This is a genomic window from Streptomyces sp. NPDC006385, from assembly GCF_040612485.1.
GTDB lineage: Bacteria > Actinomycetota > Actinomycetes > Streptomycetales > Streptomycetaceae > Streptomyces.
In genome coordinates this window covers 43,580-66,255 of sequence record NZ_JBEXQG010000048.1, presented here as the reverse complement: position 1 = coordinate 66,255, position 22,676 = coordinate 43,580, and the positions used below count along the sequence as shown (strand labels likewise).

General features: G+C 69.5%; 21 protein-coding genes and 2 pseudogenes. 5 read left to right on the top strand and 18 right to left on the bottom strand.

Features of this window, described 5'->3' with window-relative positions; translation table 11 throughout:
* From ABZ078_RS29980 to ABZ078_RS29935, 10 genes and pseudogenes are all read right to left on the bottom strand, one after another.
* A pseudogene (locus tag ABZ078_RS29980) lies at positions 1-285 on the bottom strand (transposase); the annotation flags it as partial.
* Positions 286-374: 89 nt separating this feature from the next.
* Positions 375-644, bottom strand: a complete 270-nt coding sequence (locus ABZ078_RS29975) for a hypothetical protein (protein WP_356580359.1) — start codon at positions 642-644, stop codon at positions 375-377.
* A 239-nt stretch (positions 645-883) separates the two neighbouring features.
* Positions 884-1,666 (bottom strand): inositol monophosphatase family protein, encoded by a 783-nt coding sequence (locus ABZ078_RS29970; RefSeq protein ID WP_356580358.1) that lies wholly within the window; start codon positions 1,664-1,666, stop codon positions 884-886.
* 24 nt (positions 1,667-1,690) lie between these two features.
* Complete coding sequence (locus ABZ078_RS29965; RefSeq protein WP_356580356.1) at positions 1,691-3,091, bottom strand: MATE family efflux transporter; 1,401 nt, start codon at positions 3,089-3,091, stop codon at positions 1,691-1,693.
* Positions 3,084-3,662, bottom strand: coding sequence for a DUF1349 domain-containing protein (locus ABZ078_RS29960; protein ID WP_356580354.1), 579 nt, complete (start codon positions 3,660-3,662; stop codon positions 3,084-3,086). Before ABZ078_RS29960 ends, ABZ078_RS29965 begins: the two co-directional genes overlap by 8 nt.
* Positions 3,663-3,723: 61 nt before the next feature.
* The gene (locus ABZ078_RS29955) at positions 3,724-4,911 is read right to left on the bottom strand and encodes a glycosyltransferase (protein WP_356580352.1); all 1,188 of its coding nucleotides are present in this window, start codon (positions 4,909-4,911) and stop codon (positions 3,724-3,726) included.
* Entirely contained in the window at positions 4,908-5,945 is a 1,038-nt protein-coding gene (locus ABZ078_RS29950) for an alcohol dehydrogenase catalytic domain-containing protein (protein ID WP_356580350.1), read from the bottom strand. The genes ABZ078_RS29955 and ABZ078_RS29950 overlap by 4 nt, the downstream gene beginning before the upstream one ends.
* Positions 5,946-5,983: 38 nt before the next feature.
* Positions 5,984-7,189 carry an aminotransferase class III-fold pyridoxal phosphate-dependent enzyme gene (locus ABZ078_RS29945; RefSeq protein ID WP_356580348.1) on the bottom strand — a complete coding sequence of 402 codons (1,206 nt, stop codon included), beginning with the start codon at positions 7,187-7,189 and terminating at the stop codon, positions 5,984-5,986.
* 181 nt (positions 7,190-7,370) lie between these two features.
* Positions 7,371-8,111 carry a BTAD domain-containing putative transcriptional regulator gene (locus tag ABZ078_RS29940; protein ID WP_356580346.1) on the bottom strand — a complete coding sequence of 247 codons (741 nt, stop codon included), beginning with the start codon at positions 8,109-8,111 and terminating at the stop codon, positions 7,371-7,373.
* Between the two features lie 326 nt (positions 8,112-8,437).
* Entirely contained in the window at positions 8,438-8,746 is a 309-nt protein-coding gene (locus ABZ078_RS29935; protein WP_356580344.1) for a type II toxin-antitoxin system prevent-host-death family antitoxin, read from the bottom strand.
* Between the two features lie 238 nt (positions 8,747-8,984).
* Here ABZ078_RS29935 and ABZ078_RS29930 point away from each other — a divergent pair, with 238 nt between their 5' ends.
* The 3 genes and pseudogenes from ABZ078_RS29930 to ABZ078_RS29920 all read left to right on the top strand — a co-directional run.
* Positions 8,985-10,667 carry a DUF6880 family protein gene (locus tag ABZ078_RS29930; RefSeq protein ID WP_356580342.1) on the top strand — a complete coding sequence of 561 codons (1,683 nt, stop codon included), beginning with the start codon at positions 8,985-8,987 and terminating at the stop codon, positions 10,665-10,667.
* Between the two features lie 520 nt (positions 10,668-11,187).
* On the top strand, positions 11,188-12,474 hold the full coding sequence (locus tag ABZ078_RS29925; protein ID WP_356580340.1) for a histidine kinase: 1,287 nt from the start codon (positions 11,188-11,190) through the stop codon (positions 12,472-12,474).
* A 113-nt stretch (positions 12,475-12,587) separates the two neighbouring features.
* Positions 12,588-12,734: pseudogene (locus tag ABZ078_RS29920) on the top strand (NAD(P)-binding protein); the annotation flags it as partial.
* A 174-nt stretch (positions 12,735-12,908) separates the two neighbouring features.
* On the opposite strand, the gene ABZ078_RS29915 reads toward ABZ078_RS29920, so the two are convergent.
* The 8 genes from ABZ078_RS29915 to lxmK all read right to left on the bottom strand — a co-directional run bounded on the left by ABZ078_RS29915 (position 12,909) and on the right by lxmK (position 19,965).
* Entirely contained in the window at positions 12,909-14,087 is a 1,179-nt protein-coding gene (locus ABZ078_RS29915; RefSeq protein WP_356580338.1) for an ABC transporter permease, read from the bottom strand.
* The gene (locus ABZ078_RS29910) at positions 14,087-14,977 is read right to left on the bottom strand and encodes an ATP-binding cassette domain-containing protein (RefSeq protein ID WP_356580336.1); all 891 of its coding nucleotides are present in this window, start codon (positions 14,975-14,977) and stop codon (positions 14,087-14,089) included. Before ABZ078_RS29910 ends, ABZ078_RS29915 begins: the two co-directional genes overlap by 1 nt.
* A gap of 348 nt (positions 14,978-15,325) precedes the next feature.
* A complete protein-coding gene (locus ABZ078_RS29905) occupies positions 15,326-15,487 on the bottom strand; it encodes an LxmA leader domain family RiPP (protein ID WP_356580334.1) in 162 nt (53 codons plus the stop codon).
* A 127-nt stretch (positions 15,488-15,614) separates the two neighbouring features.
* Positions 15,615-15,764: an LxmA leader domain family RiPP gene (locus tag ABZ078_RS29900; RefSeq protein WP_356580332.1), complete on the bottom strand. Its 150-nt coding sequence runs from the start codon at positions 15,762-15,764 to the stop codon at positions 15,615-15,617.
* A 560-nt stretch (positions 15,765-16,324) separates the two neighbouring features.
* Positions 16,325-16,690, bottom strand: a complete 366-nt coding sequence (locus ABZ078_RS29895) for a nuclear transport factor 2 family protein (RefSeq protein WP_356580331.1) — start codon at positions 16,688-16,690, stop codon at positions 16,325-16,327.
* A 135-nt stretch (positions 16,691-16,825) separates the two neighbouring features.
* Positions 16,826-17,614: an SDR family oxidoreductase gene (locus tag ABZ078_RS29890; RefSeq protein WP_356580329.1), complete on the bottom strand. Its 789-nt coding sequence runs from the start codon at positions 17,612-17,614 to the stop codon at positions 16,826-16,828.
* A 272-nt stretch (positions 17,615-17,886) separates the two neighbouring features.
* Positions 17,887-18,855 carry a T3SS effector HopA1 family protein gene (locus tag ABZ078_RS29885; protein ID WP_356580328.1) on the bottom strand — a complete coding sequence of 323 codons (969 nt, stop codon included), beginning with the start codon at positions 18,853-18,855 and terminating at the stop codon, positions 17,887-17,889.
* Positions 18,856-18,858: 3 nt separating this feature from the next.
* Positions 18,859-19,965 (bottom strand): class V lanthionine synthetase subunit LxmK, encoded by a 1,107-nt coding sequence (gene lxmK / locus ABZ078_RS29880; RefSeq protein WP_356580326.1) that lies wholly within the window; start codon positions 19,963-19,965, stop codon positions 18,859-18,861.
* Between the two features lie 159 nt (positions 19,966-20,124).
* On the opposite strand from lxmK, the gene ABZ078_RS29875 reads away from it, so the two are divergent.
* Both ABZ078_RS29875 and ABZ078_RS29870 read left to right on the top strand, forming a co-directional pair.
* Positions 20,125-21,396, top strand: coding sequence for a pitrilysin family protein (locus ABZ078_RS29875; protein ID WP_356580324.1), 1,272 nt, complete (start codon positions 20,125-20,127; stop codon positions 21,394-21,396).
* Positions 21,393-22,676, top strand: a complete 1,284-nt coding sequence (locus tag ABZ078_RS29870; protein WP_356580322.1) for an insulinase family protein — start codon at positions 21,393-21,395, stop codon at positions 22,674-22,676. The genes ABZ078_RS29875 and ABZ078_RS29870 overlap by 4 nt, the downstream gene beginning before the upstream one ends.

Below are 22,676 nucleotides of genomic sequence, written 5' to 3'. Positions count from 1 at the left end.
TCTCCGCGCGAACCCAGTTCGTCGAGGACGAGGCGGTGCAGCTTCGCCCAGACCCGGGCGGCTGTCCACTCGGTGAAGCGGCGGTGTGCAGTCGGACCCGACGGGCCGAAGACCGGCGGCAACTGCCGCCAGGTGCAGCCCGTGGTGGCTACGAAGATGATCGCGGCCAGCACCTCTCGATCGCCGTAGCGGCGCCGACCGCCGCCTTGCGGCCGCGATGGAGACAGGTGGAACCACCCGCTGGAACAACTCCCACAACTCGTCCGGCACCATGCGCTCGACCATCACCACAGATGCAGACTACCCGGCACTCCAAATGAGACGACGCCTAAAAGGGAGACCCTTCGTCAGGGCAGCGGCGGCCCGTAGTGACCTCACTCGCTAAGGATCGAGCAGGATGCAGCCGGATGGAAACGGATGGATATATCCGTTCCTTCGGTAACGTCGCAGGTGAACCGCGTCACCAGCGAGCCCGTACAGCCGTCCGCAAGGCCCCGCCACTGCACAAGGCCATCGGCATCGCGGTCATCGGCTTTTCGGGGCTTGCCCTCATCGGCGCCTTCCTGCCCGACGCAGCCTGGCCTCCGGCACGCCGAGACCGGCACCCCCAGCGCCGCCTCCAGCCCCACGCGCAGTCCGGCCACGCCCGAAGCCAAGGGCGGCGAAAGCCGTGCAGGCCGGTCTCACCCTCCCGTCACAGCAACGACAGCGGCAGCAGTGACACCCAGCGGGGGATCCAGTTCGGCTATGCCTGCTCTCCTGTGGGAGCACTCGGTTCGGTGGGCGGCGGCGTGGAAACCCCTGTGAAGAGCGCGCGTTGTCCCGGGCAGGCTGTCGTGTCTGTCGACAGGCCAGGGGTTCCGGGGATCGCCGTGACGGTTCGTCACGGTCGCCCGGCGGTGACCAGCGCGCGCACGCCCGCGTGCAGCACCGGGCCGGCGGCGACGACGCCCTCGTCGAGCGAGGAGACGGTGCCCCCGGCCTCGGACACGATCAGGGCGCCGGCGGCCCAGTCCCACAGGGCGAGTCGGTCCTCGTAGTAGGCGTCGTATCGGCCGACCGCGACCCAGCACAGGTCGAGGGCCGCGCTGCCGCTGCTGCGGATGTCGCGGACGGCGGGGAGCAGGGTGGGCAGGACGGCGGCCTGGCGTGCTCGTGATCCTGCCCGGTAGGCGAAGCCGGTGGCGACGAGCGCCGAGGGCAGGGCGACTGGATCGTTGACGGAGATCGGCCGTTCGTTCAGGCGGGCGCCTTCGCCGAGCGCCGCGGTGTACATCTCCTCCCGGGCCACGTCATATACGGCAGCGGCGACGGTCCGCCAGCCGTCGCCGTCCGACCGCTGGCAGGCAATGCTCACGGCGGAGTGCGGAATGCCATAGAGGTAGTTGACCGTACCGTCCAGGGGGTCGATCACCCAGCGCAGTCCGCTGTCCGACGACCGCTCGGCGCCCTCCTCGCCGAGGAGGCCGTCGTCGGGCCGTTCGGAGGTGAGGAGGCCGACTACCGCCGACTCGCTGGCCAGGTCGGCGTCCGTCACGGGGTCGGTGGCCGAGGACTTGGAGCCGGTCTGCCGGAAACTGTGGGTCCGGCGCATGAGTTCGCCGCCACCCAGCCGGGCCGCGCGTATCGCGAGGTCGAGCAGGGCAGGGGCAGGGGAGACGGACATGGTGCACCTTCCGCTGTGCGGGTCTCAGTCGACCAGGACGCGCATCCACCGGCGCCGCAGCACACGGTGTCCGCTGATGAAGAACCGGGCGATCTCCTCGGCGTTGACGGCCAGGAAGACCAGGGGGAACGGCACCTCCCACACCAGTGTGAGCAGTGCGGTCAGCGGCACCGCCACCGCCCACTGGGTGAAGAGGTCCACCCGCAGGACGAACACGGTGTCGCCGCCCGCGCGCAACAGCCCGTTCTGGATGGTGATGTTCATCGCCCGGAAGAGGAAGACGAAACCCAGCACCAGCACGGTGTCGCGGGCGACGTCCAGCGTCGCCGGGCCGACGCCGTCGTAGAGCGCGGACAGCCAGAAGTACGACGACAGCAGCACGAGCCCGGTGAGCAGGGCGATGCCCGCCGTCCAGATCAGCAGAGCCTTGCTGAGGAGCCATGTCCGCTGCCGATCCCGTTCGCCCAGACTGCCGCCGACCATGACGCCCGCGGCAGTCGAGACACCGATGAAGACGGCGATGGCGAACGACTCCAGTGGGTTGACCATGGACAGCACGGCCAGTTCCTCGGTGCCCGCCCGCCCCACCAGGACGCTGTACGCGAGGATGCCCAGCGCCCAGGAGGTGGAGCTCAGGGAGACCGGCATGCCCACGCGTCGGATCTTCGCGAAGATCCCGTCCCGGAAGCCCTCGACGCAGTCCCGCACCCGGAAGGCCACGACGTTCCCGGTCAGGTACACATACCCGGCGAGCAGCAGAGCCTCGGCACAGGTGCTGGCCAGTGTCGCCCAGCCGGCGCCCCGGACACCGTAGGCGGGCAGCCCCCAGTGGCCGAAGACGAGCGCGTACGCGAGGGTCAGGTGCAGCACCACGCCCACCAGCGCGCAGCCGGCGGTCACCTTGGCCCGCCCCACGCAGCGCAGCGCAGCCGCCAGCGAAGAGATCACCGCGAAGGGCAGGATCATCCCGCTGACGGCCCGGACGTACTGCGCCCCCAGGTCGACCACCCGGGGGTCTTCCGTGGCGAGGGCGACCAGTGGTCTCGCCCAGACCAGGCAGGCGGCGAAGGCGGTGAGCGCGATGCAGGCGGTGACGACCGTGGTCACCGCCGTCGCGCGGCGGGCTCGGGCCGCGTCCCCGCTGCCCCGGAACTGCGCGATGATGACGGCGCCACCGTCGGCCATGCCCAATGTGGCCAGCATGACCACGAAGACGACACGGCTGCCGTAGCCGATGGCGGCGATCTCGTCGGTACCGAGCCGGGCGACCAGAACCGCGTCGACCATGGTGCGGGAGGTCGACATCATGGCCTGCAGGGTCACCGGGACCGCGGTCGTCACCAGGGCGGCGACGAACGCGCGGTCCCGAGCCTGCCGCAGGCCGCCGAGGCCGGCGGTCACGGCGCCCTGAACGGTCTCAGGCATGGAGTTCCCGGGAGATCGGCTCCGTGACGGTGAAGTCGGTGAACCTCGCTGTGAAACCAGCCCGTTGGGGCGAGCAGGCCATGACACCGACCTGGCAGGTCGCCGGCAGCGGCAGATACCCGAGGCGCAGCAGCTGCCAGTCCCCGTCCGGGGTGCGGAACTGGACGCGTATCGCGGTGCCGTGCCGGGTCAACCGCAGGGTGACGCTCTCTGCGGCCTGGGGGGCCGTGATCACGGACCAGTCGGAGAAGCCGCGGGTGATGACGGTGCTGAGATGGGTCAGTCCGTCGGTGAACTCGACGCCGGTCTTGACCCAGTTCTCCTCGTCCACCCGGAGCATCAGCCCGGTCTGGTCGTAGAGCGTCTCGTACTCTCCGGTCAGCGTGACCTGCGCGGTGAAGTCCCCGGTCACCTCCGTGCCGTAGAAGTGTCCGTCGTCGCGGACGAAGTCGTAGAAGGTCTCGCGCCAGAAGTCCGTCTTGTCCCCGGTGGTGACGACGAGAGTGCCGTCGTCCACGGACCAGTGAGGGGGCTCGTTGAGCCACTGCATCGTGTGCGTCGTGTCGAGCATGGTGTCTTTCCGTTCGAGGAGTGGGGGAGGGAGGGGAGGGGAGGGGTGGGGCTGCCGTGGGTCAGACCGTCGGATCCTGTTCCCGCCCGACGGGTTCGACGAGCGTCTTCGCCACGCGCTCGGCCTCCCCGAGGACGGCCTTGCGGTACTGGGGGGAGAAGCGGGTCACGGGGGGCAGCACATGGCAGACGTCGATGCTCCTGTCGGGGAAGGGCAGCGCCAGGCCCGCGAGCGGCAGCACCTCGGGGCGCGGGTGGGCGTCGAACCGGATGCCGAGCCCGGCGGGCGGCTCGGTCTGCCCGGCGTCGACGACCGCTCCGACGACCAGCACGCTCTGCCCGTCCTGCGCGCCCAGGACCACGGCCGGCGCGCGGTCGCCGGTGCCGCTCGCGTCCGCGGTGACGGTGGCGAGCTCCCGCCGGAATTCCATCGCGTGGCCGTTGGCCTCGAAGTCACCGAAGGCGGCGGCGAGTTCGACGTCGGCCCCCGGCCACTTCCGTACGAAGCGGCGGTAGTTGAGGCGTTCCGTCTCGCGGTTGCCGGAGACGCTGCGGGTGTGCGGCAGGTGGATGCCGTAGACATCCCGGCCCATGACGAGCGGGGTGCCGGTGGCGGAGATGCGGTGGGCCCATTCGAGGTCTTCCACGCCGTACCCGCGGAAGTCCTCGTCGAAGTAGAGAGCGTGCTCCCGCACCAGTGCGGTCGGCAGCGCGATGAGGGCGGTCCAGGCGAAGGCCCACGGGATGACGTGGTCGACCTGCATGCGCATGTCGAGGAGGACCTCGTCGGCCGCGTCCAGCTCGGCCAGCTTCTGACGGTAGTGGGCGAAGGGCTTGGCCTCGACGCTGTCCACGTCGCTGTTGTTGTTGTCGTAGCCGATCATCTGGCCGATGACGCAGACGTTCTGCCCGTAGGCGAAGTGCCGTGCGTAGAGGTTCTCCAGGAAGCGCGGGGGCAGTGCCATGTCCGCGTCCAGCTGGACCATCACCTGGCCCGAGGCCTGCCGCATGGCCAGGTTCCTGGCCTTGGTGATCTGCCAGTCCTCGGCGGACAGCACGGAGACGATGGTGAGGCGGCCGGTGAACTCCCGGCACAGGGCCACGTACTCGGGCGAGTACTCCATGGCCCCCACCAGCACCTCGAACTCGCCACTGTCCAAGGTCTGTTCGGCCAGCGACTCGAAACAGAGCCGGATGTTGTCCAGCCGCTGCTTGTAGGGGATGACGATGCTGAACTTCGGCTTGCTCATGTGCTGCTTCCCGTGGAGGTGATGTCGAAGAGGACCTTGCAACTCGCCGACCGCGTCGGCGTCAGCGACTTGGTGGCGATGTCGCACCCGAGCGTGGCGAAGCCGTCCCTGAAGTCGGACAGCGGCACCACATGGCTCACCAGGCGTTCGGCCGGTACGCGTCCGCTGGTGATGAGGTGGAACGCCTCCAGGAAGGATCCGTGGAGGGAGTCGATCGAGCCGATCACGGACAGGCTGCGGTCCGCGAGGTGCATGCCGTCGATCGTGAACCGCTTCTCCTTCAGGCCGATCGACATGAAGGTGCCGCCGCAGGCCATCAGCGGATACAGCTCCTCCAGGAGGCCCGAGGTGGTGTCGACGACGACGTCGAGGGGTGCCTCGGGGTCGCCGAAGTGGCCGGTGCGGGCCTCGTCGAGGGAGGCATAGGCGCGGGCCCCGTCCGGGAGGCGGCCGTGCGCGAAGGCGAGCCGCTCGGGCGCGGTCTCGATCACGGCGGGGGCCAGGCCCTTCAGGCTCAGGGCCCAGGCGTAGAGGAGCCCGAGCGGGCCGGCCCCGAAGATGAAGGTGTGCGCGGCCATGGTCGGCGGCTGGATCTTGCGGACGCCGCTCAGCACACAGCTCAGCGGCTCGGTGAGGGCCGCCGCCTGGAGCGACACATGGTCGGGGAGCACGTGCACGAACTCCGACGTGGTCAGGAACCGGTCGGCGAACGCGCCGTCGTAGCTGACGCCGCTCTCCGTGCCCATCTTGTTGACGCAGTGGTTGATCCGCTGGGTCCGGCACATCCGGCACGTACCGCAGTACGGGGTCGGGTTGATGACCACCCGGTCGCCGGGCTTGACGCCGGTGACGGCCGGGCCGCACTCGGCGACGACACCCGTGGCCTCGTGGCCGAGCGTCACGCCGGGAACGGCGATCGGGTACGAACCCGCCACGATGCCCAGGTCCGTTCCGCATATTCCGACGTAGCTGACGTCGACCACGACGGCGTCGGGACCGGTCGCACGGAGATCCGGTACCTCTTCGAGAGCCACGTTCCAGGCACCGTGGTATTTGAGAGCCCGCATGTCGGTTACTCGCTTTCCAGTTGCTCGAGGGACGTGCGCAGGGCGTGCAGGATGTCGTGCACGTCGGATTCGGTGACGGTCAGTGGGGGCCGGACCTTGACGGTGTTGCCGAAGCCGTAGCGGCTTGAGCGCACGATGACCCCGTTGTCCCGTGCGAGCGCGATGAACCGGGCCACGTCGGCCGCCGAGGGAAGGTCGAAGGCGAGCATCAGGCCGATGCCCTTGACGTTGTCGACGGACCGGAAGAGCCTCTGCAGTTCGACCAGGCCGTCCCTGAGGACCTTGGAGACGGTGGCCACGTTGTCCAGGACCTTGTGATCCCGGATGTACTTCACCGTCGCCTCCAGGGCGACCAGTGCGAGGGGGTTGGCCCCCGAGGTGGTGGAGTGCTCCCACGGTTCCAGGACGTCGAGGTTCTTGCGCATCAGCACGCCGGCGACCGGGATGCCGATGCCGCCCGCGCCCTTGGCGAAGGTGATGATGTCCGGCCGCAGGTCCTTGGCGAAGCCGTTCGACGCGAAGAAAGCACCGGTTCTGCCGAATCCGGTCTGCACCTCGTCGGCGATGACCAGGATCCCGTGGCGGTCGCAGACGTCCCGCAGGGCGGAGAAGTACTCCACGGGCGGTGTGATGTTGCCGCCGTTGCCGAGGACCGGTTCGACGATGAGTGCGGCGACCCGGCCGCTGGAGGCGAACTCGACGAAGTCCTCCAGGCGGTACGCGCACAGCATCCCGCAGTTTTCCGGGACCTGGCGGTAGAAGCAGTGGGCGCAGTCGGGCGCCGGTATCTTCAGCGAACCCACGGCAGGCAGAGGGAAGTTGCTCTGCCGGAAAGCGTTCCCGGACATTCCGGTGGCCGTGATCGTCTGGCCGTGGTGCGAGAGGAACAGGGAGACGATGTCCGTCTTCCCTGTCGCCTTCTGGGCGATGCGCACGGCGCATTCGTTGGCCGTCGAGCCGATGAGGTCCCGGAACCAGTACCCGTCGATGTGGTCGGGCAGGAACTCGCGCAGGAGCTCGAAGACCTCCTGGGACTTGGACCGGGTCATTTCGGAGGACAGGTGCGCGCACCTGTCCAGCTGGGCGTGGACGGCATCGGTGACTTCTGGCAGGGCGTACCCGAGGGAGACGTTGAAGGTCCCCGAAGCACAGTCGATGTACTTCTCTCCCTCGATGTGGAGATGAACGCCGCGCCCTATGTGGGACTCCAAGGGGACAGGCGTTGCTCCGGCAGCTGGTTTCACAGGATTCCTTTGCGCAGCGTGGCGAAACGCGCAGGGGGTGGTCGGGCGGTGCAGACGCTACGAGCGCCGGGTACAGGACTCCTTTCGCCGCACGAGTACGCGGCGTGTATGTGCCGCCCGTACGGTGCTCGGCGGAGGGCCCACCCGGTCAGCCGCGCAGCAGAACCCGGTGCAGCGTGCTGAGCTGGCCGTCCGGGGCTATGCCCAGCTCCCGGTGGTACGCCGCCACCGCGGCCTGGTACGTGCCGCTGACCTCGCCCAGCTCGCCGAGCCGGTGATGGGCCCGCATGCGCAGCTCCCAACTGCGGCCGCGCAGTGGGGAGACGGCCAGCAGATCCGCCAGGTCGCGCAGCGCCGCGCGCGGCTCGCCCAGCCGTATATAGGCGTCGGCCAGGTCCTCCACCGCCCGCATCCGTTCCTCGTCCAGGTGGTTGAGCCACCCGTCGAGCGGCCCGTAGCGCGGCACGCCGATCGCGGCGCGGTCACCGTCCCACAGGGAGAGCGCCGCGCTGAGGGGCTTGATCGCGCGCGGCAGGTCGGAGTCGGCCAGTGCGGCCCGTCCGGCGGCCACCTCGTCGAGGAACCGCAGGTGGTCGCAGAGGTCCGCCGCGACGACCAGGCGGTATCCGCCCGGTACGCCCACGAGGGTCGCCTTCGTGCCCAGCGCGCGGCGCAGGGTGCTCACCTGGGTGCGGATGTTGGCGACCGCGGACCGTGGCGGCTCACCGTCCCAGAGACTCTCGGTCAGCGTGTCGAGGGACACTCCGCTGTTGGCACGCAGCATGAGTGCCACCAGCAACGCCCGTGCCTTGACTCCCTTGACGTGGGGTGCGCCGGGGCTCAGTCGAACCTGCCCGAGCAGATGAAGTTCCGTACGTTGAGTGAGCACGGGGGGACGATAAGTCCAGCTTTCATGATCCGCAAGCGCTTGCGGAAAGTTTCTGCAAGGACTGCAGTGATCGGGGTGTGGCGTGATGGAAATGGGCCGATAAGTCTGCTTTCGTCGAGAAACCGCGTGCCGGGACGTCGCAGCTCTTGGCGCGGCGTATCACCGCAGCGTGTTCCACAGGCATGAGCCCTCTCGCGCCGGAGTGTCCGTGGTCCGCCGCCGGCCCGGCCCACCGCGACGAACAGCCGAGGAGTCGGGTGCTCTCTGCCGCCCTTCACGAATCCCGAGGCACGAAGGGCGTTGCGCGTCGCGTTCTTCGGGCCCTGTCAGTAGTGGTACCGAGCCTGAACGATGATCAACTCGTCGTCGGTCGGCTTGTACACGAGCCGGTGTGTGTCGTCGATCAGCTTGTTGATGCGCCTCAGTTCGCGATGCCGGGCCTCGCCGGCCTCGGCCTCGGCGATGGAGTCGAGCAGGCGACGGGCGTTCTTGGGGGAGCGCAGGAGGTGCACGGTCTCCGTCCAGGAGTTGAAGTCCTCTTCGGACATCAGGACGGCGTTCCCCTTGCGGGAGGTGATGTGAACCGGAGCGTGATCCTCGTTGACCTGCTCGATCAGCGGGAACAGGTGTGCCACTGATCGCCAGTCGATGATGAGGGGGTTGCGGCGGACGTCTCATGGCTATGACGTCTCATGGCTATGCGGAATGCGGCGCCGATCCCCGGGGGTGCGGAGGCTGATCTCGGCTCACCCGTACGGCGACCGTGTCATTGGCTTCGGGATCGGGGAGCGTATTCGAGTAGTTGAGGAAGTCTGGCTTATCGGTGGGCTGGTCGGTGTTCCGCACCTGCCGCCTCGCGGTTGAATGGCCGGCGTGGCACGGAAAGCGGTGGGATTCGGCGAGGATGATCTGCGGGCGCTGGCCGGGGCGCGGTCCTTCGAGCGGGGGCTGGGGTATCTGGACGCGGTGAGCGGTCTGGAGGTGGGGGAGGGCTCGGTCACCGCCGTGGTGCACGGTACGGATGTCTACGAGGTGGAGCTCACCCTCGGTGGCGGTGAGGGCGTTTCGGGGTGGTGCGACTGCCCGTACGGGCAGGAGGGCAACTTCTGCAAGCATTGTGTGGCGGTCGGGCTGACCGTGCTGCGGCGGGCGGAGACGATTCCGCGTCAGCGGGCCGCGGCACGGGCACGAGCGTCCGGCTTGGAGGCCTGGCTCTCGGCGCGCTCACGTGACGAACTCCTGGCGCTGGTGCGGGAACAGATCGCCGAGGACCGGGAACTGCGGCGGCGCTTGGAGTTGCGGGCCGCCGCTGCTCGTTCCGACCTCAGTGCGGTCGGGGAGCGGATTGTTGCGCTGGTGGATCCGCGGCCGTTCGCCCGGTACGGGTGCGTCGAGTACGCGGATGCCGCGGGGTATGCGCGGCAGGTGGCCGAGGCGGCGGACGCGCTGCGCGCCCTGACCGCCGACGGGCAGGCGGCGCAGGCGGTCGGTCTGGCCGAGGAGGCCCTCCGGGAACTCGGGGAGGCGTACCGGGAGATCGACGACTCCGACGGTGTGGTCGGGGAGGCCGCCGCCGCGGTGGCCGAGGCCCACTTGGAGGCATGCGGGGTCGCACGCCCCGATCCGGATCGGCTGGCCGAGTGGCTGGCCGGCCACGTGCTCGGCGACGACAGCGATGTGCCGGACCTGGACCCGCTCGACTACGCCGACGTGCTGGGACCGAGCGGGCTGGTCCGCATGCGGCAGCTGGCGGTCGAGGCGCGGCGGCGTAGGCCGTCCGGCTGGGCGGCCCGGTACCTGATGGAACGCCTGGTCAAGGCGGAGGGCGACGTCGACGCGCTGGTCGCCCTGTACGCGCAGGACCTCGACGCGTCCGGTGCCACACATCTGCGTATCGCCGAGGAACTGGAATCGGCGGGCCGCGCGGAGGAGGCGCTCGCCTGGGCGGAGCGCGGACTACGGGACCGCGCCGCCGAGACGCACATCGACGGCCGTCTGGTCGACTATGTGGTCGTCCGGTACGCGAAGGCAGGGCGGGCGGCCGACGCTGTCGCGGTGCGCCGGGACCGGTTCCGTGTCGAGCGGTCCCTGGCCGCCTACCGGCAGCTGCGCTCTGCCGCCCGGGCGGCAGACTGCTGGGAGGCTGACCGCAGGGCGGCGCTGGCCATCTTGAGGGAGGACGCCCGTCGTGAGCGCGGCGGCTGGTACGGCGGGCACGTGCTGATCGACGTGCTGCTCGACGACGGCGACCTGGACGCCGCCTGGCGGGAGGCGGCCGACCGGGCTGACGACCGGCAGTGGGAGCAACTCGCCGACCTGTCGCGTGAGGCCCGCCCGGCCGAGGCACTCGGTGTGTACCTGCGGCTGGTCGAGAGGTCGAAGGAACCGACCGGGGACCGCGCCTACGAGCGCCTGGCACGGCTGCTGCTGGGCGCCCGTGACTGCCATCGTGCGCTGGGGACCGAGGACGCGTTCACCGTGTATCTCGCCGGCCTGCGGACGGAGCTGAAACGCAGGCGGAAACTGATGAGCATCCTCGACCGATCCGGGTTGTGAAGGTGGGCGGTCCCGGTCCCGGTCCCGGTCCCGCTCACTGCCTGCTGGACGGCGTCTCTCCAGCGGTCCCAGCCGGGACACCAGTGCCGGCCGGGGCCGCGTAGGACCGCCCGCCCCTACGGGATCACGGGGTGGCGGGCGTGTTCGCGGTGCGCCCACCGCTCAGGGGCGCCGCCGTCGCCGACCGCGACCATCTCCTTCGAGCCGCCAAGGCGCACGCCGACCAGGTGCGGGCTTTGGCCACCTCCACACGGACGTTGGGGCGGAGGAACCGCTCCAGCGTCGGCACAGGTCGCGTCCGACATCCCGTGTGACGTCAGGCGGCGTGTGCCGACTGTCCGCGCGTCGCCCCGTGCCGGGTGTCGGCCGTCGACCGGTACCGCGGGTGAGCGCGTCGGCCGACGGGACCGCCGAGCCCAGGGAGACGCGGGAGAGCCTCAGTCCGGGGCGGTCTGTCTGTGCGCTTCTGCACAGTCCTCCCACCACTCCCCCTCATCACCGGGCGCTAGCCTCCACGTCCATGACAGACTTCGCACCCGAATTCCCTGGACCCCAGTCGGCTCGAAGACGGTGGCTCGTCGCGGTGTCGGCGGGGCTGGGCGTGCTGTGGCTGGTTGACGTGGTGATCGTCTGGTGCAGTCCAGGCGGTATGGCCGCCTGGCTGCCCGTGCTGAGCGGCCTGGCCGCCTTATCCCTGGTGCTCGGGCCGGAGCGGTGGCTCAGCACGGAGGCGCGCGCGGGGCTGGCCGCGGCAGGGTCGATGGTGCTGACCGCGAGCGTGCTCCTCATGGGTCGGCCGCTGCCCGACTGGGGTCTGCTTGAGACGGCGTGCCTGCTCGCCCTGCTGGCCCGCACCTGCTCCCGCGTCAGACGGCCCGGCGTTGCTGTCGCGCTGGCGGCCGCCCTCGGGGTCTGCGTGATCGACGAGCCGCTGCGCACCGAGGGATCCGGGATCACCCTGAGCTATCCCTTCCTGCTGACGTTCGCCGTGGGTGCCGCGATCGGCGTGGGGTGCTTCCTGCGCGCGGCGGAGGCACGCCGGGAGCGAGCGGCGGCCGCCGTACGACTGGCCGAGCGGCTGCGACTCGCCCAGGAGTTGCACGACTTCGTCTCCCACCACATCACCGGCATCATCGCGCAGGCGCACGCCGGCAGTGTGATCCACCGCAGCGCGCCGGAGAAGATCGGCCCCATCATGGACAACATCGCGGAGGCCGGTCAGCGGACCATGGACTCCATGCGCCGGCTGTTGCGCGTGCTGCGTGACGAAGTCCCGGCTGAGTACCGCGGTGAGCCGTGCCTGGCACTCGCCAAGCTGGTCTCGTCGTTCAACGGCCAGGGCGACGGGTCGGTCGCCCGACTGGAGATCACCGCGGCGGCACGTCGCTTGCCTTCGTCCGCCGAGGTGTGGACCGTGGTCCACCGGGTGGTGCAGGAGGGTCTGACCAACGTACGGCGGCACGCGCCGGGCACCCAGGCGACGGTGCGCCTCGACCTCACCCGCGATGGCCTGCTCAGGGTCGACGTGCACAACACCGCTCTCCGGCGGCAGGGAGTCACCCCGGTGGGTGGCCCGGGCGGTCACGGTCTGGCCGGCCTGCGCGAGCGGATGGAAGCGGTGGGCGGCACGCTGACGGCAGGCCCGACCGATGAGGGGGGCTGGCGGCTCGTCGCTCATGCCCCGACGCGTGCGGCAGGCACTCCGGGCGGTGAGCGGCCCGCCGGCGCACGACTGATCTTCCGCTCGGATCCGGGCCCGGCGGTGCGCGATCCGGGCCCCGGCCCGGGCGTGCCCGGCCTCGGGTGACGAGGCGGTTCCGCGCAGCGCGCCGACCGGGCACGACGGAGGGAGCCGACCGGTCCTGACCGTCGGGGGACCGATCCCGCCCATCGCGGAGGCGACATGAGCACGGCCGTACTGGCGGCGGACCCAACGGTCTCGCGGCCGCTGACCGCCTCGCCCAGGAGGGGCTGGACGCCACTGTCCCGGAGGCCGCCGACACGATCCGCGGCGGTACCCGCACCAGCGAACCGTCCCCTGGTCTGCCGCACGATCACTGCTCGGCCCGCCCGGACATCGACTGCGCCCGCCTCCGTACTCCGAGGAAGGCTGCGTCCTGCACCGGTCGGTACGTTGGCGGTGACGTCGCCGACGGGGCGAACACCGCTCGTCCGGCGGGGGAGGCGGTGGCGGTGGGCGGCTTCCCCGAGCGGAGGAAGGCGGCACAGGCCGGGTGGGACTCACGCGGCGGCCAGCGCCTGCTTCCAGCCGACCTTGGCTCCGATACGGAGGATGGAGTTGCTGTACACCCGTGCCCCCAGCCAGGCGCAGGCCGCCGTCGCCAGCACCGCCACGCCCACCGCCAGCAACTGCTGCCCATGAGTCGCCTGGCCGGTGAAGGTCATCAGGGGCATCAGGACGCCGGAGAAGGGCGGGATGTACCGCAGGACCTGTACCCACGAGGAGTCAAGCGTGCTGCCGGCGGTCGCGGCCACCACCATGGGCCCCATGGCGAGCAGCATGACGGGGGTGAGCACGGACTGCAGTTCCTCCGGCCGCGAGACCAGCGATCCGGCCGCCGCGAAGATGAAGGCGAACAGGGCGAACGTCAGCAGGAACCAACCGACGCCCGAGATGAGCGCCGCAGCCGGGGGCAGTGTGAAGCTTCGCTCCGGGGCGACATAGTGCATGCCGCCGACGGTGGCGGCCAGGACGGCCACCTGCGTCAGCGCCGCCGTCCCTATGCCCGCTACCTTGCCGACCATCAGGCGTATGGGCGTCAGCGTCGACAGCAGCACTTCGACGACGCGGGTCGACTTCTCCTCCACCACCCCCTGGGCGATGGACGCGCCCTGGCCGACGACCTGCGCGAACAGCACGATCACCATCCCGATGGCGGCGCCCAGGCCCTTGGTGTCATGGCCTTCGGTACCGCCTACTGTCGTCACGTGCGGGCCGGTCCGGGCGATGCTCTGCTGGAGGCGTGCGGTGTCCACATGCTGGTCGCGCAGCGCGGCCGTGGTCGCCCAGGCGCGTCCCATGGCGACGGCGGCGCTCTCGGCCTGTTGCGGGGTGTCGCCGCGCACCAGCACCGTGACCTTGTGATCCCTGACCATGACGGCGGCGGCGACCCTCTTGGTACGGGTCTCCTCGCGGGCGGTCGACGCGTCGGCGCAGTGCCGTGTGCGCACGCCCTGTGGTGCGGGACCGAAGGAGGACACCGGGGCTCCGCACAGGGCGACGGTGGGGGTGGTGGGCGCGCTGGACGAGGAGAAGCCCGCGACCATGGCGACCAGGATGACCGACGAGATCACCAGGCCGATGGCGTAGCCCTTGGTGAGCATGCGCGCCCTGATCTCACGCCGGTACACGAGGAGAACGTCCTCGAACCAGGCGTTGCGCCCATGGACATCGGCCATCACACAGCCACCCTCTCGTCGGTCGTGGTCGTCAGGTCGCGGAACATCTGCGTCAACGTCGGGCGCCGCCAGACCATCTGACGCACCGCTCCGTGCTCCATCGCCTCGCGCAGCAGGGCGTTCTCGTCGCAGCCGGGGCCGAGTTCGAGGACCACGCCGTCGTCAGCCGGCTCGAACCAGGTGACGGCGGGGATCCTGGCGGGCCAGTCCGCCCGGGCGCCTTCGACACTCAGGTACAGCAGGGGGCGCAGGGCACGGCGCAGCTCGTCGAGCGTGCCGCAGGCCACCGTCTTCCCGGCGTTCACCACCCCCACTCGATCACACAGGCGTTCGACCAGGTCGAGTTGGTGGCTGGAGAACAGAACGGCAGTGCCGTCGGACGCCTTCTCGCGCAGTACGTCGCTCATGTCCTCGACCGCCACCGGGTCGAGACCGGAGAACGGCTCGTCCAGGATCAGCATGTCGGGGTCGTGCACGAGCGCTGCGGCAAGTTGCACCCGCTGCTGGTTGCCCAGGCTGAGGGACTCCACCGGCCGGTCGCGGTGCTCGGCGATGCGCAACCGCTCCGTCCACCGCCGCATCGCCACGCGCGCCTCGGAGGCGGACATCCCGTGCAGGCGACCCAGGTACACGAGTTGCTTCGCGACGGTCATCTTCGGGTAGAGACCCCGTTCCTCGGGCATGTACCCGAAGCTGGCCGTGTCCCGTCCTGAGACCGGCTTACCGTCCCAGCGCACCGTTCCGCTGTCCGCGGAGAGGACCCCGACAGCGATGCGCATGGTCGTGGTCTTCCCTGCGCCGTTGCCGCCGACGAAACCGAATATCTCGCCGGCCGAAACGCTGAAGGACATGGAGTCCACGGCGACACGCTCGCCGTACCGTTTCGACACAGCGTCAATGTCCAGCCTCTTCACAAGAGTTCTGCTCCTCATCGCCTTCGGTGATGCTGTTGGGCCGTCGCGGTCGCCACTCCTGGCTTCCGCAGTAAGCACCGCGGCCCCCCGGGTGATCCGGGGGGCCTGCGCGGTGGTGTCGACACACTGTGACCGGGTGAACTTGTCGCCTGTCGTGTCTCCCCGGATGGATTCCGGCCGCTGTGCCGGCAGAACGCTCGACCGCACGCCGGCCCCGTCGGCGGGGCTCACGACGACAGGTTCGGGGAGAGACCGACGGGGCGCGGTTGGCGCCCCGTCGGCTTCTCTACTCGGAACGATGCCGTAACGCTGAATCAGCCGGCGTCAGCAGTCCCACCAGAGAGACGCCGCGGCGCCACCGGTGATGGCCGTGAAGCTGATGGTCATCGTAGGAGTCGAGGCGGGAGCCTCGCCGACCGAGGAGGCACCGCCGAATTCCTCGGAGGTGGTGTACGCGGTGTAACCGGCAATCAGCTGCTCGTTCATGATGATTGGTCCTTTCGGAAAGGTGTCATCCTGCCTTTGCAGGCGACGTGAACCACACTCTCAACCGGCCGGCCGGATCACGACCGGCTGGTCCGCCGCGATTTCCCGCAGCAGATGACCGGATTGGTCAGCAGTGGTTTTCCATCGTGGTCGGCGACATGGCCTGGGAAAGGAAGGGGCTGAGGAAGATGGTGCCCGGAACAGCGCCCGAAGCCGCAGCGCCGAACTCCTCGGAGGTGGTGTACGCGGTGTAACCGGCAATCAGCTGCTCGTTCATGATGATTGGTCCTTTCGAAAAGGTGTCATCCTGCCTTTGCAGGTGACGGTCACACACAAGGCGCCGGCCGGCTTCGGATCGTTCCTGCCCTGTGCGCTTGCATATGAGTTGACCATAGGCGGCACTTCGCAGTCGAGGGGATGTTCGGTTCAGCTTTGGGCTGCGGCTTTCTGACCATTGTTTATGTCGGAGGAAGGAAACTTTTCCACGATTCTTGGCTCTTGGTTTCGGCGGCCGTTCGCATGGCTGCCTGCCCTTCCGAACGGAACACCGATATCCGGATCTGCCGTGTTCGCCGATGCGGAAGAGTTCGGTTTCGGCTGCGGTGGCGAACGGCCGGCAGGACATCGGCGTGAGCATTTCCCGTGCGACTTCAAAAGGGGGGTGTGGCACACGTGCTCGGCCGGAATCAGCGTGGCGGCACCGGTGTGGCCGGCGAACGAAAAATCGTTTCTGCACCCTGCCTGGCAGGGCACCGGCTCGGCCAACACCCAGCGGGCGCCGGACAGGTCACGATGGGGAGAAGGTCGTGACCTGTCCGGTGCGGGAGGGCAGCGTGCTCACATCTCCGCTTGCTGCCCCAGGAACTGGACCTGGTCGATGAGGCCGTCGCGCACCCGGTAGAGGGCGAGCACCGTCGTGGTCGGCAGGCTCGGTGCCTCGACGCGTTCGTGGTCCACAACCCACTCGCCCTGGCGCAACCGGCCGAGGGACGTCGCCTTCACCGGCGTCTGCGCGAATTGCCGGGCGTAGATCTCCCGCAGCGCCTCCTTGCCGGAGGCGGCCGTCACACCGTCGACCAGCAGCTGGGCCGAGTCCGCGTAACAGGCGAGGAACTCCTCCAGCGCCTGTCTGTTGTAGGCGTCGAGCTGTCGCTCGACGGGATCCTTCGAAGATGTCGTCTCGGGTGATGTGCCGGATGACATGTATGACTCCTTCATACCGGTGTTCTGCGAGTCCTGGGCGGTTCTCGCCATGCTTGAAGGCAGGTTGTCCGGTTCTGGGGCATGAGCTTCGCCGCCGCTGCGGAGGAAGCCTGGAAGCTGGTCCGTCGCGTGACGCTAGGCGGTCTTGAGGGCGCCGCCGTCGATGACGTGGTCGGCGCCATGGATGTTGGCGGCACGTTCGGACAGCAGGAAGGCGACCAGGTCGGCCACCTCTTCGGGTTCGGTGAGGCGCCCCGACGAGGTGCCGCACAGCGCGGGCAGCTTCGCGAGAAGATCCTCATGGCTGAGGCCGGAGGCGGCGGCCAGCTTGCCGCCGATACCGTTCGGGTCGGTCCACAGCGAGCTGGCGACGACACCGGGGGAGACGGTGTTGACGCGGACACCGCGCGGGGCCAACTCCTCGCTGAGCCGCTTGCTGAGCTGGGTCAGCGCCGCCTTGGCCTCGGCATAGCCGACGGGGGAACCGGCGGGCACGCGGGCGCTGACCGACGAGATGTTCACGATCGCGCCCTTGCGCTCCAGGATGCTCGGCAGCGCCGCCCTGGTTGTCCAGACCGCGCTGAACAGGTTGAGCTCGAAGACCGCTTGCCACTGCTCGTCGCCGGAGTCGAGGAAGCCACCCAGGGACAGCTTGTCGGGATCGCATCCACCGACGTTGTTGACCAGGAAGTCGATCCCGCCGACCGCGGCGATCGCCTGCTCGACCACCGCCGCCGCCCCGTCACGCGTGCTCAGATCGACAGCCACGGTGGCGGCGGCGGCCTTCTCCAACTCAGGGGTGATGGTGCGGGAAGCGCCCACCACCCTGACACCTTCCGCGGCCAGGGCCTGGGTGATGGCCAGGCCGATGCCGCGGCCCGCACCGGTGACAACAGCGGTCTTCCCGCTGATTCCGAGGTCCATTGATTCCGTTCCCTTGAATATGAGTCAAAATTCATGGCGAAAAGAGCCCGTCGGGGCATCACGGGCCACAGGCCTGCCAGAGCGGTCTTGCCGGAAAGCTGGAGCGAATCGGCGGAACTCAGACCGCATGTCCGAGCCGCGGAAGAGGGGCGCCGGCCTTCGGCGTAGCCGCATGACGGGCGCCGCGGAGTGGACCGCGGCGCCCGGATGGGTCGCAGCCCGCCGACGCGCACCGGGCAGCGTTCGGCGGGAACGTTGCGCGAGCGGAGTGGTCAGGAGGGGCTCAGCACGTCCACGACGGGCGAGGACAGGTTGCGGGCCGGCTGGCTGGGGTCGATGCCGGCGTCGATGAACGCCTGGTACACGCGGTCGGCGACCGGGACCGACTCCTCCTCGGGCAGGGTGGCGTGCCTGACCAGCGCCTCGCCGAGCACCGTGGCACGGTGCTGACCGAAGCTCATGCCGCGATAGTTCGCGCGCTGGTCGTCCGGCTCGAAGGCACAGCTCACCGAACGGGTGATGGGGTGAGCGAACGCCGAGGTTCCCTCTCCCGTCAGACCCGTCGCCTCGAGCATCGCGGCGCAGGCCCTGGCCACGCGCCAGGACGGGCGCGGCAGGTACACCACGACCGCGTCGTTGCGGGGGTATCCGGACTTCGACGAGGAGATCTTCGCCTGCCACGGGACGCCGGCGTCCTCCAGGAAGTCGACGAGTTGCCGCCACACCGGGGCCGCCACGTCGGCTGAGTCGAGTCGGCCGTACAACCTCAGCACGTGGCCGGCGGAACGGTAGGGGACCTTGCCGGAGGTGGCGAGGAAGAACCCGACGGACACGCCGGGCCGTGCGCAGGGCAGCGTGACCGTGGCCATCTCACCGGAACGTTCGGCGATGGAGCTGGTGGGCACGCGCACCCGGAGTCCGTCCAGCACGACGATCGCCGTCTCCTCGTCGCCGGTGAGATACCGGGCCGGAGCCGTGGTGGTGCGGTTCGAGGTGGCGTCGAGCAGCACGGATTCGAAGGCGGGGTCCCGCAGGCTGCGTTGGATGCTGTCCGTGCGCTTGTCCCGTCCCGCGTGCACGATCTCGTACAGCGTGTCGCCGATCTGCTGGGCAAGGGAGGTGGGGTTGTCGGCCTCGATGACCTCGCCGGCCACTTCGGCCTTGAGCCCGTCCGCGGACACGGTGACGCTTTCGGCGACGGCGACGATCTGTGCTGCCACCCGCAGTTTCTGATCGAACATGGGTCAGGCCTCCAGTCCCAGGGACGAGGTGAAGTCGGCGGGGGAGAGCAGTACGGTGCGGCCGATTCCGGCCGCCGCTTTGCTGACCGGTGACAGACGGCTGGTGCCCATGCCCCCCGCCAGCATGCGGTCGATCATGTGCCACCCGGCGTAGGAGGCGGCCCGCACGAGGAGTTGTTCGTCGCTGGTGATCGCCGTCGGCGCCGCTTCCAGGTAAGTGCGCAGGAACCTGCGGACCTTGGGCCTGCGCCGCTCGAGTTCGGCGCTGCCGGTGGCGACGATCTCCTCGTGCGTGGCGATGTGACCCAGCTGTGAGGCGCCGGCCAGCGTGGACGGGGTGACGTGGATCGCTTGGAAGAGCCACTCCCCGGCGAACGCTCCGATGTCGCGCGCCGGGTCCCCGATCCGGCTCTCCTCGAAGTCGGTCAGGTAGAGCCTGCCGCCGGACAGGAGGAACTGGTCCAGCCTGAGGTCACCGTGGATGGGGCAGCGTGCCTTGAGGTCAGGTACCTCGGTCGCCCTCAGATCACGCAGGGCGCGCGCGATCTGCTCGTCGCCGTGCAGCAGCCGCCAGATCTCCAGCTGGCCGTGAGTGACGTTGAGGTACTGCGCCAGACTCAGAGCCTCGAAGTTCTCCACCGGGGGGAAGGGGTGCTCGCCGGCGTCGATACCGTCCGCTTCCAGACTGTGCAGCGCCGCCAACACGGTGGCGGCACGGTCGCAGACGTCATCGTCGAACGCATCGTCACTGGCGAGTTGTGCGCCGGATCGTGCCTCGGGGACAGCCTCGAAGACCAGCAGCCCGTTGTCCTGATCGGCGCCGAGCAGCCTGGGGAAGTCGAGACGGCCGTCGGCGGCGGCGTATATGGCCTGGGTTCTGGATATCCCGTCGGCAGCGTCCTTGTAGCGGAGCCGCTTGACGAACACCGCCGTGCCTTCGGTGGTGGTGCCGACCCAGTTGTCGTTGCGTCCCGCGTTGGACGTGATCGTCGTCCGGTCGAAGGGGCCCAGACCCAGACGGGCCAGGAACGCGTCGACTTCGGGTGCCTCGGCAAGGTCTTTCGGCTGGTATGTGACTGCCCTGTTCGGGGCACGATTAGGTGTCGCCATACGCCGGGATGGTAGGGATGGTCCCGGGCGACGGCAATGTCAAACCATGCGCGTTACTTGGCTCCCGGATTCCGTGATCCCAGGCGGAGTTGGGCGGCACACAGATACCCGGCAACAAATGGTTGCCCACCGGGTCCTCCTGCGTCCTAGTCTCCCGGCATGTCGGATGCCATTCGTCGAGTGACGCTCCACAACGGATTGCGCGTTGTCATTCAACGCGTTCCAGGAATTTACGGTGCGGGCGTGGCCGTGCACTATCGGGTCGGTTTCCGGACGGAGTCCCGAGGCCGGTCGGGATTTGCCCACTTGTTTGAGCACATGATGTTCCAGGGATCCCGGAACGTCGCCCCCGGCGAGCACTTCGCCACCGTACTGGCCGGCGGCGGAACCACCAACGGGAACACTTTCCCCGACTCGACCGACTACCACCAGGTCTTCCCGGTCGCCCTGCTCGACCGCGTCCTGGAACTCGAGGCCGACCGGATGACGTCCTTGGCCGTCACCCAGGACAACCTCGATGTCCAGCGGGATGTGGTCAAGGAGGAGATCCGCACCCAGGTCACCGGCAAGCCCTATGGAGGGTTTCCGTGGACGGTGCTGCCCTCGGCACTGTTCGACAAGTGGGAGAACGCCCACAACGGGTACGGCGAACTGGCCGACCTGGACGCGGCAACGATCGACGACTGCGTGGCGTTCTTCGACACCTATTACGCTCCCGGCAACGCCGTACTGGCCGTGTGCGGCGACATCGACCCGCACGAGACACTGGAGTTGGTGCGCCGGCACTTCGAACCGGTGCCTGCGCGCGCCGTGCCCGACCCACCGGACCTCGCGGAGCCGATCGCCGCCCGGACGCGGTACGGCACCCACCACGACGCCCTGGCACCGCGGCCGGCACTGGCCATCGGCTGCCGGCTGCCGGACGCGACAACCGATCTGCGGGGTTACGCCGCCCATCTCGTGCTGTCGCACCTGCTGACCAGCGGGAGCCAGGCCAGGCTGCGCACGCGCTTGACGCCGCTCGGCGTCCAGGTGGCCACTTCGCCCGGGCTGTTCGGCCCGCTGATGGTCAAGGACCCCGACACGTTCGTGATCGTCGTCCACCATCCGCCCGGGACGGCGCAGGAGATCACCGAACTCATCACCGAGGAGGCCGCAGAGGTGGCGGCCGGCAAGGCGACCGGTGCGGAGATCGAGCGGGCGGTCGCGACCGCGGTGACAGGGCTCTACCAGTCCATGGACTCGCTGGCCCACCGGGTGGGCTCCCTGGCCCGCGGGGAGCTGCTGTGGGACCGGCCGACGATGGCCGACGACTTCGCCCGCGCCACCACCGGCATCGACGCGGACGCTGTCGCCGCCGCCGCCGCCACCGTGGCCGGGCCGGGTGGCCGAGCGGTGATGTCGCTCCTGACGAAGGGACCCCAGGCATGAGGACGACCACGGGCGTACGGATGCCGCACCTCGCCACCCACCAGGGCGCGGGCGGGCTGACCATCACCGCATCCGTCCTGCCGACGGTGCCGATGGTGCAGGCACATCTCGCGGTTCCGCTCAGGCTGCGCGACCGGTCGGACCTGGCCGCGTGCGACGTGCTGACCGCCTGCTGGCCCGACCTGCCGGCCTGCGCCCGCTTCGAGCAGCGCGGCGGCATCGTGCACGTCCGCCGCAACCGGCAGTGGATGTACTTCTCCCTGGTCTGCGCGGCCGATCAGCTGCCGCTGCTCGCCCACACCCTGGCCGCTGCCGTGCACGCGGAGTACCCCGAGGACCTGGTGCGGCCGGCGGCGGCCAAGGCGGCGCAGCAGGCCGGGCTGGCAGTCGCGCAGCCCGCGGTGGAGGCCACACGCCGGTTGTGGGAAGCCGTATACGGACATCTTCCGCCGTTGGCCGACCCCGTTCCCGACCCGGGGGAGGTGCTGACCGTGTCCGCACGGCAGGTCACCGCCGCACACGCCCAGTCGGTCGATCCCGGCCCGTCGCACCTGGTCGTCGTCGGCGACCTCGACGTCGACCGCCTCTTCGCCCGGCTCGACGCGGCGCTGGGGTCCTGGCACGGGCCCGCGGACCCCGCACCACAGCTGCCGAGCCTGCGGCCGCTGTCGGATCGGAGCGTGCACAGACACGCGCGCCCCGGGTGGCAGCAGACGCTCATCCGCCTGGCCGCGCCGTCCTCCTCCCGCCAGGACATCGACGCCCTTCCCGCCGCACTGGCCGCCGCCCTGATCCTCGGCGGCAACTTCTCCTCCAAGGTCATGACCGTGCTGCGCGAGCAACTGGGCCTGGCCTACCGCGCCACCGCACAGATCACCGGCATCTGGGACAGCGACATGCTGGTGATCGAGGCCGACGTCGCCCCCGCCACCGTCGACCAGGCCATGTCCCAACTGGGGAAGCTGCTGGAGGAGTTCGCCACCACCGGACCCACCGAGCGGGAACTGGCGGCGGCGGTCGGCTACTCGCACGGGGCGTACAACCTGGCGCTGGGGTCGCAGAGCAGCCGTGCCTCATGCCTGCTGTCCTACCTGACCAACGGCCAGCCGCTGTCGCGCATCTCCGAAATCCCCGCGCGGACAGCAGAGCTGACCTGCCGTGATGTGCGGCAGGCAGCCGCTCTCTTCCACCCGCGGAACATGAGCGGTGTCATCTGCGAGGGCACGGCGCCATCGACCGACGACGAGGCCGGCAGCGTGCCGTCCATCACTCCAAGGTAA

Excerpts from the sequence above, each read along its gene's own strand:
- ABZ078_RS29970 (WP_356580358.1), bottom strand. The coding sequence starts at position 1,666 with ATGTCCGTCTCCCCTGCCCCTGCCCTGCTCGACCTCGCGATACGCGCG.
- ABZ078_RS29965 (WP_356580356.1), bottom strand. The coding sequence starts at position 3,091 with ATGCCTGAGACCGTTCAGGGCGCCGTGACCGCCGGCCTCGGCGGCCTG.
- ABZ078_RS29960 (WP_356580354.1), bottom strand. The coding sequence starts at position 3,662 with ATGCTCGACACGACGCACACGATGCAGTGGCTCAACGAGCCCCCTCAC.
- ABZ078_RS29955 (WP_356580352.1), bottom strand. The coding sequence starts at position 4,911 with ATGAGCAAGCCGAAGTTCAGCATCGTCATCCCCTACAAGCAGCGGCTG.
- ABZ078_RS29925 (WP_356580340.1), top strand. The coding sequence starts at position 11,188 with ATGACAGACTTCGCACCCGAATTCCCTGGACCCCAGTCGGCTCGAAGA.
- ABZ078_RS29915 (WP_356580338.1), bottom strand. The coding sequence starts at position 14,087 with ATGGCCGATGTCCATGGGCGCAACGCCTGGTTCGAGGACGTTCTCCTC.
- ABZ078_RS29905 (WP_356580334.1), bottom strand. The coding sequence starts at position 15,487 with ATGAACGAGCAGCTGATTGCCGGTTACACCGCGTACACCACCTCCGAG.
- ABZ078_RS29900 (WP_356580332.1), bottom strand. The coding sequence starts at position 15,764 with ATGAACGAGCAGCTGATTGCCGGTTACACCGCGTACACCACCTCCGAG.
- ABZ078_RS29895 (WP_356580331.1), bottom strand. The coding sequence starts at position 16,690 with ATGTCATCCGGCACATCACCCGAGACGACATCTTCGAAGGATCCCGTC.
- ABZ078_RS29890 (WP_356580329.1), bottom strand. The coding sequence starts at position 17,614 with ATGGACCTCGGAATCAGCGGGAAGACCGCTGTTGTCACCGGTGCGGGC.
- ABZ078_RS29885 (WP_356580328.1), bottom strand. The coding sequence starts at position 18,855 with ATGTTCGATCAGAAACTGCGGGTGGCAGCACAGATCGTCGCCGTCGCC.
- lxmK (WP_356580326.1), bottom strand. The coding sequence starts at position 19,965 with ATGGCGACACCTAATCGTGCCCCGAACAGGGCAGTCACATACCAGCCG.
- ABZ078_RS29875 (WP_356580324.1), top strand. The coding sequence starts at position 20,125 with ATGTCGGATGCCATTCGTCGAGTGACGCTCCACAACGGATTGCGCGTT.
- ABZ078_RS29870 (WP_356580322.1), top strand. The coding sequence starts at position 21,393 with ATGAGGACGACCACGGGCGTACGGATGCCGCACCTCGCCACCCACCAG.